Origin of the sequence: Methanosarcina barkeri str. Wiesmoor (assembly GCF_000969985.1) — an archaeon.
In the GTDB taxonomy this organism is placed as follows: domain Archaea; phylum Halobacteriota; class Methanosarcinia; order Methanosarcinales; family Methanosarcinaceae; genus Methanosarcina; species Methanosarcina barkeri_B.
The window spans coordinates 2,624,961-2,642,666 of the sequence record NZ_CP009526.1; the positions used below are offsets into that span (position 1 = coordinate 2,624,961).

At 37.8% G+C, this 17,706-nt stretch carries 14 protein-coding genes and 3 pseudogenes; 7 read left to right on the top strand and 10 right to left on the bottom strand.

Annotated features, from left to right (window positions below; all coding sequences use genetic code 11):
- Positions 1-344 precede the first annotated feature (344 nt).
- Positions 345-1,793, bottom strand: coding sequence for a saccharopine dehydrogenase NADP-binding domain-containing protein (locus MSBRW_RS10895; protein WP_011307630.1), 1,449 nt, complete (start codon positions 1,791-1,793; stop codon positions 345-347).
- Between the two features lie 585 nt (positions 1,794-2,378).
- Between MSBRW_RS10895 and MSBRW_RS10900 the strand changes: the two genes are divergently transcribed.
- Both MSBRW_RS10900 and MSBRW_RS23885 read left to right on the top strand, forming a co-directional pair.
- Positions 2,379-3,656 carry a threonine/serine exporter family protein gene (locus MSBRW_RS10900; RefSeq protein WP_011307629.1) on the top strand — a complete coding sequence of 426 codons (1,278 nt, stop codon included), beginning with the start codon at positions 2,379-2,381 and terminating at the stop codon, positions 3,654-3,656.
- 325 nt (positions 3,657-3,981) lie between these two features.
- A complete protein-coding gene (locus tag MSBRW_RS23885) occupies positions 3,982-4,107 on the top strand; it encodes a hypothetical protein (RefSeq protein ID WP_268990331.1) in 126 nt (41 codons plus the stop codon).
- A gap of 34 nt (positions 4,108-4,141) precedes the next feature.
- Here the strand turns inward: MSBRW_RS23885 and MSBRW_RS23470 are convergent.
- Positions 4,142-4,279, bottom strand: a pseudogene (locus MSBRW_RS23470) (transposase); the annotation flags it as partial.
- Between the two features lie 686 nt (positions 4,280-4,965).
- Between MSBRW_RS23470 and MSBRW_RS10910 the strand changes: the two are divergent.
- Positions 4,966-5,694 (top strand): hypothetical protein, encoded by a 729-nt coding sequence (locus MSBRW_RS10910; RefSeq protein WP_011307628.1) that lies wholly within the window; start codon positions 4,966-4,968, stop codon positions 5,692-5,694.
- A gap of 195 nt (positions 5,695-5,889) precedes the next feature.
- Here MSBRW_RS10910 and MSBRW_RS20330 read toward each other — a convergent pair whose 3' ends face one another.
- Together MSBRW_RS20330 and MSBRW_RS10920 are read right to left on the bottom strand one after the other, a co-directional pair.
- Complete coding sequence (locus MSBRW_RS20330) at positions 5,890-6,243, bottom strand: transposase (protein ID WP_329957362.1); 354 nt, start codon at positions 6,241-6,243, stop codon at positions 5,890-5,892.
- 91 nt (positions 6,244-6,334) lie between these two features.
- Positions 6,335-6,694 (bottom strand): transposase, encoded by a 360-nt coding sequence (locus MSBRW_RS10920; protein ID WP_011307626.1) that lies wholly within the window; start codon positions 6,692-6,694, stop codon positions 6,335-6,337.
- A gap of 520 nt (positions 6,695-7,214) precedes the next feature.
- Here MSBRW_RS10920 and MSBRW_RS10925 point away from each other — a divergent pair.
- Positions 7,215-9,875, top strand: coding sequence for a PAS domain S-box protein (locus tag MSBRW_RS10925; RefSeq protein ID WP_011307625.1), 2,661 nt, complete (start codon positions 7,215-7,217; stop codon positions 9,873-9,875).
- Positions 9,876-10,354: 479 nt separating this feature from the next.
- Here MSBRW_RS10925 and MSBRW_RS10935 read toward each other — a convergent pair.
- A pseudogene (locus tag MSBRW_RS10935) lies at positions 10,355-11,527 on the bottom strand (IS256 family transposase).
- A gap of 15 nt (positions 11,528-11,542) precedes the next feature.
- On the opposite strand from MSBRW_RS10935, the gene MSBRW_RS10940 reads away from it, so the two are divergent.
- Positions 11,543-11,905, top strand: a complete 363-nt coding sequence (locus tag MSBRW_RS10940) for a sulfite exporter TauE/SafE family protein (RefSeq protein ID WP_080565376.1) — start codon at positions 11,543-11,545, stop codon at positions 11,903-11,905.
- Positions 11,906-12,040: 135 nt separating this feature from the next.
- Here the strand turns inward: MSBRW_RS10940 and MSBRW_RS24070 are convergent, their stop codons facing one another.
- From MSBRW_RS24070 to mobB, 3 genes are read right to left on the bottom strand one after another with little or no spacing between them, the layout of a single operon-like run.
- Positions 12,041-12,202, bottom strand: a complete 162-nt coding sequence (locus tag MSBRW_RS24070; RefSeq protein ID WP_011307623.1) for a hypothetical protein — start codon at positions 12,200-12,202, stop codon at positions 12,041-12,043.
- Entirely contained in the window at positions 12,174-12,356 is a 183-nt protein-coding gene (locus MSBRW_RS24075; RefSeq protein ID WP_011307622.1) for a molybdenum cofactor biosynthesis protein MoaE, read from the bottom strand. The genes MSBRW_RS24070 and MSBRW_RS24075 overlap by 29 nt, the downstream gene beginning before the upstream one ends.
- Positions 12,353-13,036 (bottom strand): molybdopterin-guanine dinucleotide biosynthesis protein B, encoded by a 684-nt coding sequence (gene mobB, locus MSBRW_RS10945; protein WP_329957336.1) that lies wholly within the window; start codon positions 13,034-13,036, stop codon positions 12,353-12,355. Before mobB ends, MSBRW_RS24075 begins: the two co-directional genes overlap by 4 nt.
- Before the next feature lie 236 nt (positions 13,037-13,272).
- Between mobB and MSBRW_RS10950 the strand changes: the two genes are divergently transcribed.
- Positions 13,273-14,466, top strand: a complete 1,194-nt coding sequence (locus tag MSBRW_RS10950) for a molybdopterin molybdotransferase MoeA (RefSeq protein ID WP_011307620.1) — start codon at positions 13,273-13,275, stop codon at positions 14,464-14,466.
- Between the two features lie 177 nt (positions 14,467-14,643).
- Here the strand turns inward: MSBRW_RS10950 and MSBRW_RS10955 are convergent.
- Positions 14,644-15,111 (bottom strand): annotated as a pseudogene (locus tag MSBRW_RS10955) (hypothetical protein); the annotation flags it as partial.
- A gap of 331 nt (positions 15,112-15,442) precedes the next feature.
- Here MSBRW_RS10955 and MSBRW_RS10965 point away from each other — a divergent pair.
- Positions 15,443-16,351 carry a TIGR00269 family protein gene (locus MSBRW_RS10965; RefSeq protein ID WP_011307619.1) on the top strand — a complete coding sequence of 303 codons (909 nt, stop codon included), beginning with the start codon at positions 15,443-15,445 and terminating at the stop codon, positions 16,349-16,351.
- A 177-nt stretch (positions 16,352-16,528) separates the two neighbouring features.
- On the opposite strand, the gene MSBRW_RS10970 is transcribed toward MSBRW_RS10965, so the two are convergent.
- A complete protein-coding gene (locus tag MSBRW_RS10970; RefSeq protein ID WP_230670120.1) occupies positions 16,529-17,305 on the bottom strand; it encodes a DUF7847 domain-containing protein in 777 nt (258 codons plus the stop codon).
- Between the last annotated feature and the right edge of the window lie 401 nt (positions 17,306-17,706).

Sequence of the window (17,706 nt, forward strand, 5' to 3'; positions counted from 1 at the left end):
AAATCAAAAAGGTTTTAGTGCGAGATGTGCGATTCTAATAAACAAAATAACAGTTAATAAAGCAGTGGGAACGCTAATTACAAGCCGGGAAATTTTGACTGAAATTCTCCTAGCGTCCCTTTCTTTATTTTTCTATTTTCTTTCTTTATATTTTCAGTTTCTTCCTTTATATTTTCAGTTTCTTTCTTTATATTTTCAGTTTCTTTCTATATCTTTCCAGTTTCTTTCTTTATATTTCTATTATGATTTTTGTTCCTTCTTCTTGGAATTCAATGAAGAGGCACGGAAAAGAACTCTTCCTAGACAGACATAAGTCTGCCCTTGGAAGGGTAGTTTACTTGAAATTAACTTACGAATTGAAAATTTTCGAATTGCCATGGATCAGGATTGTGTTTTACTGCCGGGCTTTCTTTGAAAAATATTTTGCGATTTTTAAGCGGCGTCCAGTCCGATGATGTGGAAATAAATTTACCAAGATATGGTTTGGCAATATTCAGGACAAAATCATGAGGCAAGTCTTCAGGTGTTTTAATGCCTTCTCGCGGATTTTCAAGCATCCAGAGTATAGCAGCAACAATGCCTGCTGCTACCTGAAGAGTCGTAGCGTTCTGGCCGGGAGCAAGGGATCTGGTCTCTTCAATGCTCAATGCACTTCCAGTCCACCAGGAATTATAAGAATGGCCCATTAAGAGTGCTCCCATTATATCCTCACCAGATGTGATTTCATTTGTCATGATCCGAAGTCTCGGTTGAAGCTTATAATTCCGGCCTCGCAGTTCGCAGAGAGAAGAAAGCGTATCATGGCAGGGCATGTAAGCATAATGCACGGTAGGCCGATAGACTGGCTTATCGTCTTCCCAAACAGTTAACAGTTTTGAAAGGCCATATGATTCGCCATGACGGATCGCCATACCTACAATTTCTTCATCCGGTATCCATGATCTGACCCATGTATTAATGCCCATCTGGGGCAAGAGAACCACATTTTTAGGTCCGTAAGGAGGTATATGCGCCATGGGCGGCAATTTGCTCTCATGCGTTCCCCAGGCTATTTCAATAGGAGCAGTCCCTTCTTCCCTTAATCCTTCAATGCTCCATGTTCCTACAAATTCATTAACTTCCTTTGCCCTGTTTGCGACTTGAGTATCTCGCTCGCTACAGTGGATCACTTTGACTCCCAATTTCTTAGCGAGGTGGGCAAAGTCCTTGTTTTTTGCAAGGAGGGCAATTTCCTGTTCATCTTCGGGAGATACTTTCTTATCAGCACAGGTGCGGGCGGCAATATCCAGCAAGCCTTGCTTTACAAAGTGAGTTATCAGGCCAGGATTTGCGCCATGGTCAACAACAGCAGTCGGCGCATCTTTCCAATCACGGGAAAGTTCAAGCAATTTCATTTGCCTTATGTAAAGCGATTTTTCCAATAGGCTTTGAGTCAAAAATTTTTCAGCAGGGTCCCATACTTCAACAGACGTGTTAACGTACAATACATTGTGATCATGACACCACTTAATGATTTCATTGGCATCGATGTTCCATGAAAGGTCAATGAGCAAGCCTTCATTTTCCATATATCGTGACAAAACTTGATCCAAATTTTTTGGGGTAATTTTTTCACAGACAAATCTTAATCCCTGATTTGTATATTTTTTTAGGGCTTTTGATTTGTCTTCAAAATCAATCAAAGTAATGTTTTCTAACAGAACATCGAGTTTATCCAGTAAAAGGGGCAGGGTGCATTGTGAAACTGATCCATAGCCAATAATGAGGACTTTATTGGAAAACTTTTTTTTCATAGGATTCGTAAACGTGAGGCTTGGATATAACTTTTTTTATATACTTTTTACAATAATTCAACCTGACCCCTCCCAAAATCTGGACCACTGGTTATGAGATTTTTTAACAAAACAGATCGGGTGTAAATATGAATAAGTCAAGTTCCAAATTAAAAACATATAATAATGTGATGGCAGTGAATATCACATTCCACAGTATTTATTAAAGACCAATGTTTTTCCAGATGGCGCTTTTGGAGGAGGTTCAAGTAATTTTTACTCTAGAGCGCTTGGTTAAAATTGAATAACATCGTTTTTGGTCTCTGATACTTCTACATTTGCTTTTGCCTTCTGCATAAAAATCCAATATATCCAAGCTAGATTAAAGATCGATAGCGTGAAAACATTAATTATCTCAAACACTAACTCAGTCACAAAGCCTAATATGCTTGATTTGTACTTCAAGTACTAACTGGAGCAACTGGCATATCAGCACGACCACCTTTATGGAAGAGGTTATTTGGATCTTTCCCATGGCTTTGCAAAGAAGAGGGGAATGCGTTACACACCGAAAATTCAAAGTGAATATATTCAAGAATTGATAAAATGGTTCTACGTACTGATTCATCTCACACAAACTCTTTGAATATTTCAGAGAAGAATGAGCCACCTCATCAACTATTGAAATTTCTCACAGAGCTTTCCAGAGCTCTGACTACTGCAGGAATTGCGGTAATGTCTATTGAATCAATTTTGAAAAAAATATGCCAGGCTTATGGTTTCAAAGCTGAGGAGGTTATTAGTTTACCTACTTTTTTAATCATAAAGATTGCAAATGGCGATTCAAAGGCTCTGGAAGTCACCATGCAGAAACCCGGAGTACTTCCTTTAGACCAGGTTTCAAAATTATATGAGTTGATCAACCAGGCAGAAAATGCTGAAATAACGCCTGAACAGGGAATAAGGCGTATTAATGAAATAATAAATGTTAAGCGCCAAAATAATTATATCAAAAATATTTTAGGTTACGCAATGTTTTCTACAGGCCTGGGGATGCTCTTTCTACCAACTTTTAATGGGTTATTTTTTTGTGGAGCATTAGGAGCCATAGCTGGACTTATACTGGCTTATTCCAAGGATAAAACAAGACTTACTCTGATCCTGCCTGTTTTAACGGCCTTTTTTGTTTCCACGATATTCTTTCTCGGTATTAAACAGGGAATTATAAATGGGTCTCTAACCATAATGGTTCCTGCACTTGCTTACTTCATTCCCGGAGCAGTTCTGTCTACGGGAATGTTTGAACTGGCAGCAAACAATCTGGTATCTGGTGCAGCTCGCCTGGTTCAGGGAGTTGTAATACTGCTACTTCTCTTATTTGGAGTGATAATCGGCCTCCAGGTTGTAGGTTTGCCCGAAGACTACATAATAGCCAATACGGCAACTCCTTTGTATTGGTGGGCTCCCTATATTGGGGTTCTTATTTTCACCCTTGGGATGTACCTTTTGATGTGCATAAGAAACAAGGACATGTTAGGGGTTTTGATTGTATTGTTAACCACTTTTCTTGGACAGCAAGCAGGTAACTACTTTTTGGGGGGACTTTTTGGAGCTTTCACAGGTTCCATCATCATGACAATGATAGGGACTTTTCTGGAACGATCTAAACTTAGAACACCGTATTATGTGTCTATAATACCTGCATTCTGGGTTCTGGTTCCAGGATCACTTGGGTTTCTCAGCTTAGCTGCATTAGTGGGACAGAGCTATTCCCCTTCCATTGCCAGTCTGATCCAGGTAGCTCTGACCTTTGTGGCGATCTCTACGGGGTTGTTAATCGGTGCTGTGATCGCCGATCCATTAAAAATCGGGTCATCTCCCTAAGTTATTGAACAGGAACTTTAAACTTAAATAATTCTTTCAAATGTTAGGCCGAATATAGTGACAGAAAAAGATAATCTGGCTCAAGCCGGCTTAAAATCGCAAAAAAGTATCTATAAAAATTTAGTGCGGGAATATAGGTAACTCAAAAAACGCAACGCATGTGAAGGCAGGAAGGTAGGCAGTGTGCCAATTTTTCTGTAAAATCAGAAATATCAAAAAGTTATTGAGTAGAGAATTCCATCTCGAAAGATCAATTATCTACATAGTACGTAAAAACTTGACTTCAAATTTACAGCAAATTCAAGACACTGCCGTCAGGTTAAGCTTGGCATTTTTCAGAAAAAGGGAGTTTAAAGAAATAAATCCTTACGAAATTGAAATTGGATTTGATGGTAAACCATTACACCAGCAAAAACAAGAAACAAATTTAATGCTCTGTGTTGGGTTTTAGTTTGAGTTGAGGGTATTCGTACTACCCAAGTACAACCTGTCGTAACAACGTACAAAATACCGTTTAATAACTTTCTCATATTTGCACTTGGTCTTCCTGTAGGTGATTTCTGTGGAGGAAGATAAGGTTCTATGGATTCCCATAGAAAGTCATCGATTTCATGAATGGACATAAAAGTAAATATATAATTCCATTATAATATTACTTTTGGGATGAGCTCTATAATAATCAGATGATAAAACAGAAGCAATAATTTTAGTATTACTATTTTTAACAAAATCATGTCAGTTTTGCATACTATAGTATTTTGTAATTTTTTAGATTTCAGAACATCTCTTCCATAATTTTTTTTGCAACGGAATCAGAATTGTTGACTTAATAGAATAACTCTGCTACCGGACTTTTGGACAATTAGTGCACAAAACTCCAATACTTATCCTCTAAAGTAATATTTATATAAATAGTATTATTACGAAGGCAGACTTACTTATATATAATCTTATTTGCTAACTTATTATGAATTTACTATTTTATGTATTATGAATGTCAAAAATAAAATTAAATTAGTTTATTTGACTCCATATCAAATAACTTTATGTGGATATAAAAAAAATTAAATATGAAGCTTTAGATTTCATTTTAATCTATGTCTAAACTTCATGGTATTTGAATTATATTTAGCTATATTTATCTTTATATATATAGCTAATAGTATTTTTTTCAAACACAATAAATAAAAAACATACTATTCAATAAAAAACAGACATAATTATGAAAAAATTGTATTTACTTTAACTATTTGAAAATTAAATGAAGATTAGTGTATATATCCAAATAAATGATATTCGGAGATACAAGATGAAATATAGGATTGTATTCATAGGATTGTTTGTTTTTTTGTGTTTACTAGTCCCGTTAACACTAGCAAATACGAATACAGACCAGTCAACACAAGAATTGAATAGTCAGTTGCAAAAAGCTGTCGAAAATTACAATTCGGTAGTGTCAGACAAAAGCTCGTCATGGGATGATGTTAAGAAAAGCACCGATAATATAGATTCAATAGTGGATCAGATAAATAAACTTGAAATGGATGTTGATTTTAAACAAACATCAGAGGTACATATAAACAGCAATAATGTAACACTACCTGCATGTATATCGGCAGAAATTACACCACACATGCTCTCACAATCATATCATTTTTCCTGTAATAACAGTACGCTTTTAGCTGAGGTCTGGAATACAAATATAACAGTTGCTGAATATATGGACAAGGTATATCCCGGGTCGTTGGAAAAGCTTCCTAAAGATACTGTAGCACGGCTTAAGAAAACACCAAAGACTTGGTCAACAAACGTGGAAACGAATGACAATCGAACATCGTCATCTGTAAGTTCAAATAATGGTGGCAGTCAATCGACTATAAATGGAACACGTACTGATTATGAATGCGACCATCATGTTTATGAAAGAATTTCTGATGATGCTTATTATTACGCATATACCAAAATGGTGCTTCCAACTCCATATACAAAAGTACCGGAAATAGATGTAGATGCAGATTTGTATAAGGATAATGGTTAGGGTCCTTATTCATCGGCAAGTAATTATGAATTCAATACTTATTCTGTGAGAGCTACAGGTGCTACAAACCTCGCCTCTGGGTATCATGGTTATTACACTGAGAGTTAGCACTATATCATGTGACCAATAGGATGTTGGCCAGCATATTCGACTTGCGAGTTAGAAACAGATACCATATACGGTTAATTAACGAGCCTATCCCAAAAGCTCATTTAATCTAATTATTGCTGCTATCATTAAAACTCCTAAATATGATGTCTCTTTAATTTCATATCTCGGAAATACTTTCTTGCATGACTCTATCCAACTAAAGAACCTTTCTACTATGCTTTTATTTTTGTATTCTTCCTTATCAACCTTTATTGGTCTTCCTCTCTTCTTTTTCTTCCGATTTCTTTTATTTACTGGTATATTGGACTTTATTCCTCTTCTCCTGTTATATTTTCTAATTTTAGCTGTATCATACATTGCATCAGCTGTTACTTTGGAAGGCCTGTTAACAGGCCTTCCTATAGGTCTTCTTATCTTGAAATTTTTAAGTGTAGGTATATAAAGTGTAGAACATTTTTATTTGCAGGAACAATGACAATCGAGAGAGGTAAGCCCTATAAATCTACTAAAACGCTTATTTTTATTCCTTTTATTTTTTTGTGACCATCGTAGCCGATATTCCCCCTTTTTTAGCCGGAATATCCTTTGTATCAGTAAAACAATGAGAAAGATCTATTTTCTTCAAATCGTAACCTTTGTTTAAAAGCTCATTAAAAATCTTCTGATAAATACCATGTTCACACAGATATAGATGAAATCTATGAACTGTTGACTTTGATCCATATTTCCTGGGAACGTCTTTCCACGTACAACCTGTCATAACAACGTAAAAAATACCGTTCATTAACTTCCTCATATTTGCACGCGGCCTTCCTGTATGCGGTTTCTGCGGAGGAAGATAAGGTTCTATGGAGTTCCATAGAACGTCATCGATTTCACGGAGTGACATAAAGTCAAATTTATAATTTCAACATAATATTACTTTTGGGATAGGCTCTATTAATATTTTAGTATAAATCTTTTTATTGGTCACCGATTAAAAAATTTTCTTGCTGCGCTAATTCGAAAAAAGTGAAAAACGATAATAATTTTAGAGCGTGTCTTAAAATTAAGTTTGGTTCTATAATTGGGATAAAACACTTTGTTTTAAAATTGAAGGTATGGAAAAGATGTATATAAATACATGAAAAAATGGAAATCAGTAGATTCTGCTTTTTGCATATTAACTAATCCAAAAAATTGTTTTATTTTTTGAACTTTCTTTGAAAAAAGTTCTCAAGCATAAAAAATGAAATATGGACTTATTCCAGTAAATCTAATAGATAAGATATTTATCACATCGTCTCTATAAAAAAGTCTGTATATAGGTATCAAACTATAATATTTGTTTTTGTGAATGGATTAAAACTGATAAAGTTTGAACGCTTAGATAAAACAAAAATATTGATGTGGATTTTGACTCTTTATCCATGCCAGAGAAGAATATGAAAAATGGTAGTATAGATCAGAAATCGCAGGGGGGCGAAGAGCTCTACAGGATGATATTCGATCATAGCATGGATGGTATTATCCTGACCGATCCAAGAGATGATGGGAAAATCCTATTAGCTAATCCAGCAGCTTGCCGTATGCTCGGATGGACGGAAGAAGAGCTTGTTGGCAAAGAATGCGATGAAATTTTAGATCTGCAAGAACCGAAGCTATCAGTTTTATTGGATGAACGTCCTCACTCTGGATCAGCAAGAACTCAGCTTACTTACAGGCGCAAGGATGGAACTACATTCCTTGGAGAGGTAAGCACTGGTTTCTTTACGAATAGCAATGGGGAGCCTCGAACAGTCACTATCATCCGATATATCACTGAGCGAAAGAAAGCTGTAGAGGCACTGTTAGAGAGTGAAAGCCGATATAAGGCAATATTTGATAATAGTCTTGATGGCATTTTTGTTACAATTCCAGATGGGACTATTCTTGCAGCCAATCCAGCCGCTTGCCAAATGTTTGGGATGACAGAAGAGGAGCTTATCTTGGCTGGAAGAAACGGTACTGTGGATACATCTGATCCAAGGCTTAAGTCTGTCCTGGATGAAAGAGCCAGGAATGGCAGGTTTAAGGGAGAACTTAATCACAAACGGAAAGATGGTACTATCTTCCCAAGTGAGATATCGAGTACATTATTCAAAGATAAAAATGGCCTTACAAAAGTTGTCATGGTTATTAGGGATATCTCTGAGCGAAAGAAGGCTGAAAAGAAGTTGCGGGAAAGCGAGGAAAGACTACGCCTTTTGGGCGATAACCTGCCAGACAGCGCAGTCTATCAATATGCCCACGAGCTCGACGGCAGTGTCCATTTCCTGTACTTCAGCGCAGGTATCGAGAAGCTCAACGGCGTCAAAGTATCAGATGTGCTTCGCGATCCGGGCACGCTACACCGGCAAATCCCACCTGATTATTTCGCACGACTCGTCGAAGCTGAGGCACGCAGTGCCCGCGAGCTGTCTGACTTTAATATGGAAACACCTATGCGGCTTCCCGATGGCCAGGTTAAGTGGATGCGATTGCATTCCCGTCCTCGCCGGCTGCCTGATGGCCGAACGGTGTGGGATGGAGTGCAAACCGATATCACTGAGCTTAAACGGGTTGAGGAGATGCTGCGCGAGACTGAATTGAGCTGGAAGGTTGCTGAAGCTGTCGAGTCTGAACGGCAGCGACTCTTTGATGTGCTGGAAACACTGCCGGTAATGATATGCCTGTTAACACTTGACCATCACATTGCCTTTGCCAATCGCAGTTTCCGTGAAAAGTTCGGCGAGTCAGAAGGTCGGCACTGTTATGAACGTTGTTTTGGGAGTAACCAGCCTTGTGAGTTATGTGAATCGTACAAAGTGCTTGAAACCGGTCAGTCCCATCAATGGGAAGTTACCACTCCAGAAGGAAGCGTGATTGATATCTACAGTTTTCCCTTTACTGATGTTGATGGTTCTCCCATGATCCTCAAGATGGACATTGACGTTACCGAGAGGAAACAAGCAGAAGAAAAACTTCGGGATAGTGAGGAAAAGTACCGAAATATCGTTGAGACAGCAAATGAAATTATACTCATAACTGACAAAGAATCCATAATCACTTACGTTAACAAGAAAATGGTAGACATGCTCGGGTATACTTTGGAAGAATTTATAGGTAAACCAATATGGAGCTTCATCAGTGAAGAATGTAAATCTGTTGTCAAAATGAACCTAGAAAAGAGGATGCGGGGAGTAAGTGAGAGTTATGAATTAAAATTAATACGTAAAGATGGCTCATCCCTTTGGACATTTCTAAATGCTAAACCTCTTTTTGATAAGGAAGGTAAGTATATAGGTGCTATGAGCATGCTAACCGATATTACCAAGCGAAAAGAAGCTGAAGAAGCTCTTAATATTATCGAAGCTGCCCGTAAAAAAGAGATCCATCACAGAATTAAGAACAACCTTCAGGTAATTTCTTCCCTTCTGGACCTCCAGGCTGAACAGTTCAGAAACCGGGAGAACATTAAGGATTCGGAAGTTCTGGAAGCCTTCAGGGAAAGCCAGGATAGAGTGGTATCCATGGCTCTTATCCATGAAGAATTATACAAAGGTGGAGGGCTTGAGACACTAAACTTTTCGCCGTATATTAGGGAGCTTGTTGAGAACCTTTTCCATACATACAGTCTTGGAGATATTGACATCAGCTTAAGCATGGATCTTGAAGAGAATGTTTTCTTTGATATGGATACTGCTGTCCCGTTAGGAATGATTGTTAATGAGCTTGTTTCCAATTCCTTCAAACATGCATTTATAGGAAGAGACAAAGGGGAAATTCGAATTGAACTTTACAGGGAAGAATCCACAGAATTTGAAAGTGAAAACTGTAAGAGCACCAACTTCATTCTAACCGTTTCAGACAACGGTGTAGGCATTCCTGACAATCTTAATATTGAAGATCTCGGTAGTCTTGGCATGCAACTGGTAGCTTCCCTTATCGATCAAATGAATGGTGAGCTTGAACTTAAAAGGAACAATGGCACAGAATTTACTATGAAATTTACAGTGACAGAAAAAGATAATCTGGCTCAAGTAGGCTTAAGCTCACAAGAAAGCAGATAAAAAATTAGTGCTAGAGGTGCGATTCAAACGCACGAATTCCTGCGATACTGGACTCTGAACCTGGCAGGTTTGGCCTGGCTGGGCGAGCCTTATACATTAATGTTTAGCCTTTGATAAAATATAGTTATATTTGCTAAACACTGAATCTTATCCATCTTGCCTACCTAAGTATTCGGTAAATCTTTTTTGATTAGTATCCGCCCAAAATTCATTTTCTTTTATGATTTCTGGAAATACAATTAATTCTTGTACTTGTCTTTTACCTAGCCAACAAACTTCTTTAATATAATGTTTATATAGTCCATTTCCTTGAATATTTTTTATTGACAAATTAAGAAACATGATGAGAATAAAATCACTATTAATACATCCTTAGTTTGACAGTTTGATTTTTATGCTGAAAGATTGTTTTTATATCCGTTGGCAGTGTGCCTAATCTTCTGTAAATTTTACTCTATACCCCTATTCTTCTTTTTTGATTACTGCTCCATTACTATATACCTGTTTCCTGTAATCCATTCGTCATTTATATCAATAAGTATTGAGACTACCAGTCTCAATACTGATTCCTGGTTCGGAAATGCTCCCACAACTCTGCTTCTTCTTTTTATTTCCTTGTTAGTTCTCTCCATCATATTTGTTGTCTTTATTCTTCTCCAATGACTCTGTAGAAACTGCATGTAGTTCATTACATCATACTGAAAATGTTCAGTGTGTCAGCTGCACTTTTATATCCCATATTATCCAGTTCCCTTATCAAATCCTGTACCTTCTGACGGTCTACCAATGCTTCTTTTATTTTCTCTGATACTTCTTTCTGTTTCTTTTTTGGAACCTTTTTAGAACTTGTCTTATCAGATGAACGTGACACATCTGCCAGCTTGATCCAATAAAGGATTCTCTAACTGCTTTTTGTATTCCTTTATGGCCATCAGAAACAACTAACTTTACACCTCTTAACCCTCATTCTTTAAGGTCTTCGAATAGATCTTCCCGGAATAGAGAGTCTTCACTGTCTGCCAATCTTACTCCAAGAATCTCACGTAAACCGTCATCTCTGATTCCAGCAACTACAAAAAGAGCTTTATTTTCATAATGGAGTCCATCTCTTACTTTAAGATAAGTCGCATCAACAAAAAGGTAAGGAATTTCATGTTCTATTGGCTTTGAGAGAAATTCTTCAACTTTCTCATCAAGGTCTTTAGTAATTCTAGAAACAGAAGAAGCTGAGATTCTCTCTACTCCTAAAGCAGTCATGACCTTTTCCACCCGTCGGGTGTAAACACCTTGAAGGTAAGATTCCGCTACAGCAGCTAATATGGACTTTTCAACCCGGAATACTTTTCAAATACCTGAGTGTCAAAGGGAAATTCACGGAATTAGGGCTTTAACAATTCAAATTCTCCATATTTGGTAAGGAGAGTGCGGGTTTGTAGCCATTTCTACTGGCTTTTTGTGAATCAGTACGCTCATAACGTTGTGCACAAGATTGGAGGAGGGCTTCCTCCTCCATAACAAGACTTAAAAACCAGGTAATTAGCTGACGAATTCCATCTTCCTGATCGACAAGGTAATCTTTTATGAATGGGAATAGATTAACCATTGACTCTGCTTCCTATTTTTTGTGATGAAGAAAAAGGATACAGAGTCAATCATAATTTACAGAAATTTCGCTACACTGCCTTGGAGTTGCTGGCGGTGAGTTGATAATACCAACAATAATTTTGCTATATGGTATTGATATTAAGTTAGCAGGTAGCTTGAGTTTATGCATTAGCCTTCCTACAGTATTAATTGGAATTATGAAATATAGACAAAGAGGAGAATTAAAAATTGTAAAAAACAATTTAAGCTTTGTGCTTTGTATGGCAATTGGTTCTGTGCTTGGAGCATTCATAGGTAGTAGGATACTTATTGGAATTGGAGCAGGTACATTACAGATAATTTTAGGGGTAATTTTGTTGATTTCTGCAATTAAAATATTTAAAAATAAAAGAGATATTATTAATTCAGCAACTAATTCCCAATGATTAATCTTAAAAGGAACGAATTTCAGATTCAAAAAGGTCTTTTTCGATCATACCCTTCGGCGCTCTCTTCTCTGCTAGGTTAATAGTTGTTCTTATTTCTATTTGGATTTTTTTGAGTTTCCATATTCCGTTCCTTTAAGCTCTGCCAGTTTCGTTTTTTCTTCCATTTCTCGCATCCAAGGCTTCTGAATTTCTTTTTTTTATAGGCTCTATTTTTTCTTTGCTTTCGGGTTTACTTTCTATCTTGTTCTTTGTCATTTGTTCTTTGTCATGAACCCAAAATTCTTCTTTTTCCATGAATTCCTTTTTCCAGATTGGAGCTTCGGCTTTTATACGCTCTTATGACTTCGTTGAGGGCTGGAAAGAGTTCCTTCCTGTGACCAGATGTAATAACGATGTAGACTATATCTTCTCCGGCTTTCATGACATCCGTTTTGTGATGAAGAATCACTTAGAGGATTCCTTCTTTTTCTTGATATCTTCCCTTATTTTGTCTAGAATTTTTGAGGTTTCAGGTTCATATTTCTCAAATTCGAGATTGATTGTCTTCTCGTCGTCAGCAAGTTCGCGGACAATATCTGTAAAAGTGCCTATTGCGCCAGATTTCTTGATTGCAGGATTTTTTAGGGCTTTCTTTATAAGGGCTTCGAGAGTGTAGTGGTCAGGCTGAGAGAGAGTAATTCCTACGAGAGAAGCTGTAAGTTCTTCACACAAGTCAAGTTTTTCTGGCATTCTGAAAACTATATTTGAGACGCCTTGAAGGTCTCCAAGCACAATTTTGGGCAAATTACTGTTTTTGAATCCTTCCACTAAAGCAAAATCAAATCCCTGGTAGCAAAGCATATCAAGAGCATCCTCGAGACCACAGTTCCTTGAGAAGCTGACAAGCTCTGTACCTGTTATACCTATTACCGTGTCAGCTCCTGCATCAAAGTGCTTTCCAGTGTCCGTTTCTGCAGGATTGAGGCGCGGTTCTCCCATATGCTTTACAGTACCTACTGTCCCGACCTCGGAGAGCTTTTGGACAAGAGTTGTTACAAGTGTGGTCTTGCCCGATTTTTTATGCCCAACAATTGAAATGACTTTCATAAAAGGCGATATGAACTTTCCGGTATAAGTAAGAGTTGACAACTTTTATCTATTCTTGAGTCTTCTACATGCCTAATTTCTCTGCGACTTATTTCCAATATGTGTGAATTAAAGTTCAACTATACAAGACATTGATTTCGATTGAAAGATGAATTTTCCTACAAATTCAGTATTAGTTATTCAATAAAAATATAAAAAATCACTAAATTTTTCATATACAGATGAGATCACAGTCTTGCCTCCACTTTCCGGAGGCTGATTTTTGAAGGAGGTAAAAAATGGGAAGAATATTCAAAGAACAAACTTCTGTGGATGAGGCTCTGAAACTTTTTCTTGAGAATATTTCTCCTCTAAGAAAAACAGAGGAGATTTCTCTCGAAGTCTGCATAGACAGGATACTGGCAGAGACTGTAGTTTCAGAACGGAATGTACCTCATTACCGCCGTGCTGCTATGGATGGATATGCTGTGCAGGCTTCAGACACTCTGGGTGCCTCTACTACAAATTCTATTTTTATGAAACTTTCCAATTACGTCGAAGAAGGAGTTACAAAATGGGTACATACAGGGGCTGTAATGCCGGTTGAAGCCGATGCAGTCGTAGTTGTAGAGGATACGGTCACTGTAGGTGATACTGTTGAGGTCAGAGCCCAGGTATATCCAAACAAGAATGTGGCCCAGGTTGGAGAGGACATAAAAGTAGGAGATCTTCTTTTTGAGGAGGGGCATCTTCTTCGTCCGTGTGATGCAGCTGTGCTTGCATCTATAGGCTTTGAAAGAGTAAAAGTTTTCCGAAAACCTATTGTTGCAGTTATTCCCACAGGAAATGAGCTGGTAAGCCGTGAAAAGGTCGAGGATATTCCACCTTCTGGAATGGTGCTTGAAACTAACGGGCTGATGGTTTCTCTATATGTGGAAAAATGGGGAGGAATTCCTCGATACACGAGGATAGTTCCTGATGATAAGGAAAGTATAAAAAAAGCGATAGAAGAAAATCTGGATGCAGATATGATCCTTTTTTCTGGTGGAACCTCTGTAGGGAAAAGGGATTATACCACAGAAGTTGTAGCATCAATGGGAAAGTTACTTGTCCACGGTATTGCAGTCAGTCCTGGAAAACCCACAGCTCTTGGTACCATAGGTAAGATTCCTGTGGTCTGCCTTCCAGGATATCCTGTTGCCGAAGTTGTAGCTCTCTATTTATTTGTTCACCCAGGAATCCGAAGACTTGCATCAATTCCAGACTTTCCTAAACTTCCTCTCAAAAAAACTCTCGCGACAAAAATAAGCTCAAAAATAGGATATGTCAATTTTATCCGTGTAATTTTTGAAGGCGATAGAGTACGACCCTTAACTGGAGCCAAAGCTGGTGTTCTGAGTTCGGTTTCAAAAGCCGATGGTTTTGTGCTGGTGCCCCAAAACGTGGAAGGATATGAAGAAGGAGAAGAAGTAGATGTCTTCTTAATTGAATAAGAGTCTGTATTTATTACAATGTTGGCCTTTTTCCGGAAATGGCTTTGTGTTCAGTCTATCATTTCCGGTATTAAAATTTGAATATGAGCAGGTTATTTATGCATATTTCCTTTTAGCTTTTCGCAAACCTGCTCACTAAAAGGAACATGTAGCTAATACAGCACCAGTTTATATTTTTCAAGTCACGTCATGTGTCATAATACTTCTTCGTATCCACATATCGAGATTTATCTTGCCCTTGCACGTGGCTTCAATTATCTTGCCCTTAACTTCATCCATGTTGGCAATTTTGGTTATCACCTTTGAATCAACTTCCACTTTTATTTCTGTAATTTCCCTAATCAGCACAAAAGCCCACTTCAAAGTGGACTTTTGAGTTTGCTTTTTAACCTGATCAGGTATTGTTTTCCCTGTTTCCTTTAGCCTTTTTCTTAGTTTCCATTCCACTACCGAGTAAACCATTAGAATTAAGATCATTACCATTGATAAAGCTTCAATTCTTTGAGGTTTCTTCAAATAAACTTCTGAAACCCTGAAGCTCTTATCTTTAATGAACCTGAACTCTTATTCCATTTTACTCTGGTTTTTGTGGTGATCCAGCATCTTTTCAGCATTAAGATTAATGTCGTTGCTTTTAATACAATAGAATGAGCTAATTTGTGCTGCACAAGCTTGGGCAGCACTTCATCAATCACTTTTCCAATTTCAGAAAGAAAACTCTGAAATTAAATGAAAAGCAGAAAATAAGCCGAAAAAGAGAAAATAATTAGAGAATATGCAGAAAAAATTCCGAAAATAGATATAAAAGCTGTAAAAACGCTCTTCCGTAAAAATACATAAAAAACAATATATACGAGCGGTTCCTTTCCTAAATGAATTCTGGCATAGAATAATTGAAAATGATTAAATTATATCTGTTTGTCAGATTTCAGCTTTTCAGATTATTTTCAGGAAATTGATAGAAAAAAGGATTCAAATGACAATCAAATGTAAAAAATGCAATCATGAAGCCATCATTTTTCAGAAATATTCCGGGATGCACCTTTGCAAGAAACATTTTGTAGAAGATGTCGAAAGGAAAATCAAACTGACAATACGGAAAGAGTACAGTATCCGCAAAAACGATATGATAGCTGTTGCTCTAAGTGGAGGTAAGGACAGCTCGGTTGCCCTCTATATAGTGCACAAAATTCTGGGAAACAGGCCGGACATTGAAATCGTTGCAATTTCGGTGGACGAGGGAATAAACGGATACCGCCCACATTCCCTCGAAGTTGCAAAAAGCCTCACGAAGATGCTCGGGGTGAGGCATATCATAAAGTCCTTCAAAGAAGTACACGGAGTAACTATGGACGAACTGGCTGCAATGGACCGGGAAAAAGGTGCATGCAGCTACTGTGGCGTCCTCAGGAAGAACATTCTCAATAGAACCGCGCTTGAAATCGGGGCAACAAAACTCGTCACAGGGCATAACCTGGATGATGAAGCTCAGACAATTCTTCTCAATCACTTAAGGGGAGATGTGGAGCGCATGGTTAGGCTTGCCCCGCCTGCAGCTATTGAAGGCCTGGTCTTGCGGGCAAAACCTCTGAGGAATATCCCTGAGAAAGAAGTGGCACTTTATGCCCTTGTAAATTCTCTCCCTGTGGACTTTAGCGAATGCCCCTATGCAGGAGAAGCTTTACGAGGGGAGATAAGGGAGCTTCTGAATAACTTTGAGGCAAAACATCCTGGAACCAAATATTCCCTGCTAAGAGGCTTTGACAAGCTTACAGGAGTACTTACTAAGGAAATGCCGCCCGCAAAAATCGGAAAGTGCAGGATTTGTGGGGAGACATGCACTGAAGATGTATGCCAGGCCTGCAAGTTGCTTGGTCGGACTTAAATTCAGAATTAACCTTTCAATAGCCTTTCAGAATTAACCTTTCAATAGCCTTTCAGAATTAACCTTTCAGAAAGATCTTTCAGAATTAACCTTTTAGAAATTATCCTTCAGAAAGATCTTTCAGAAAGATCTTCGAGAAACTTAACTTCTCGGAAAGACCTTTCAAAAACTAACTTTTCAGAAGCTATCCGGATAGGAGAGCAGATCTGAAGGGTCATAGAGTTTTCTTCCTTTTCTTGTCAGGTAGAGGCGTGTCCACAGGACAGTTGTGAGAGGTTGTAGAATCACAATCGGAACCAGAGATATAATTGATGTAAACAGGATGTTTCCCGAGTCTACAAATTCGTTGACATAACCATTGATTATAGCCAATCCGATAGTGATTATCCAGATAATAACAACGTCCAGCTTATTATTCGTAAAGAAACGAAAACTTTCACTCAAAGCCTCAAGGGGTCCAAGCTCGTCGATCACGAGGGCATAGCTGCTGAGGGAAAGCACGACATTGAGAATTATTATATAAGCGATCCAGAGAATGACTCCTATACCGATTGACATCATACCGTTTACTGAGGCTTCCGGGTTTTGGATAAACGTACTCAGGTTCCCTACTGCAAAGGTTCCGGGCACTATAAATATGATTCCTACAAGTAGGAGCAGGGTGGTTAGCAGGATTGTAAGGAAAAGCCTAAAGGTATTTTTTGAACTAGAAACCAGCATATCAAAGATACCGGTATCTCCTGTCTCAGAGGCTTTTTTTGCCATCCCTATTGCTCCTGCTGTAAAGAAGGACTGCACTAACAACGAAAACAGGAAAAACACGAGAATCAAAAATAAGGACAGCCCGAGGTTCTCAGAAAAACCGTTCCATAATATGGAAAAGATTTCCTTGTTGGAAAGGGTTGCAGGATCGATAATACTTCCTGTATTAGAGGTAAAAAACAAGATGCCCATCAAGCCAAAAAAAAGGACATAAATAATCATATTGATAAGAAAATTAAGAATGAATGGGATACAGATATTTAAATTTCTAAACCAGCTGTAAAATCCTCTGTTAAGTATTGTTCCAAAATCTTCATACATATGCCGTAACCTTCCAAGTATAAGAGCAGTGCTCCTGCATTTCTCTTGCAAACATATCCTAACAGATAGCAAAAGCATAGCTGGTATGCAGGCTCACAGATACCATTTTTGGATATATATGCAGAAGATAAATATATAATCTCTTATTTTCATACTAAGATACTACAGGCGAAAACCAGATGAAGGACAGGTGAAAGTCTGGTTAATCTGTCTGTTAATTAATGAATTTTCCGCTAGAAAAGGGATTTATTTTGGAATCGGTACACTTGGAT

Coding starts and splice junctions, on each gene's coding strand:
- MSBRW_RS10970 (WP_230670120.1), bottom strand. CDS start 17,305: ATGGGCATCTTGTTTTTTACCTCTAATACAGGAAGTATTATCGATCCT.
- MSBRW_RS24070 (WP_011307623.1), bottom strand. CDS start 12,202: ATGGAAAAAGAAGAATTTTGGGTTCATGACAAAGAACAAATGACAAAG.
- MSBRW_RS10950 (WP_011307620.1), top strand. CDS start 13,273: ATGGGAAGAATATTCAAAGAACAAACTTCTGTGGATGAGGCTCTGAAA.
- MSBRW_RS10965 (WP_011307619.1), top strand. CDS start 15,443: ATGACAATCAAATGTAAAAAATGCAATCATGAAGCCATCATTTTTCAG.
- MSBRW_RS10910 (WP_011307628.1), top strand. CDS start 4,966: ATGAAATATAGGATTGTATTCATAGGATTGTTTGTTTTTTTGTGTTTA.
- MSBRW_RS10900 (WP_011307629.1), top strand. CDS start 2,379: ATGGTTCTACGTACTGATTCATCTCACACAAACTCTTTGAATATTTCA.
- MSBRW_RS10895 (WP_011307630.1), bottom strand. CDS start 1,793: ATGAAAAAAAAGTTTTCCAATAAAGTCCTCATTATTGGCTATGGATCA.
- MSBRW_RS10920 (WP_011307626.1), bottom strand. CDS start 6,694: ATGTCACTCCGTGAAATCGATGACGTTCTATGGAACTCCATAGAACCT.
- MSBRW_RS10925 (WP_011307625.1), top strand. CDS start 7,215: ATGCCAGAGAAGAATATGAAAAATGGTAGTATAGATCAGAAATCGCAG.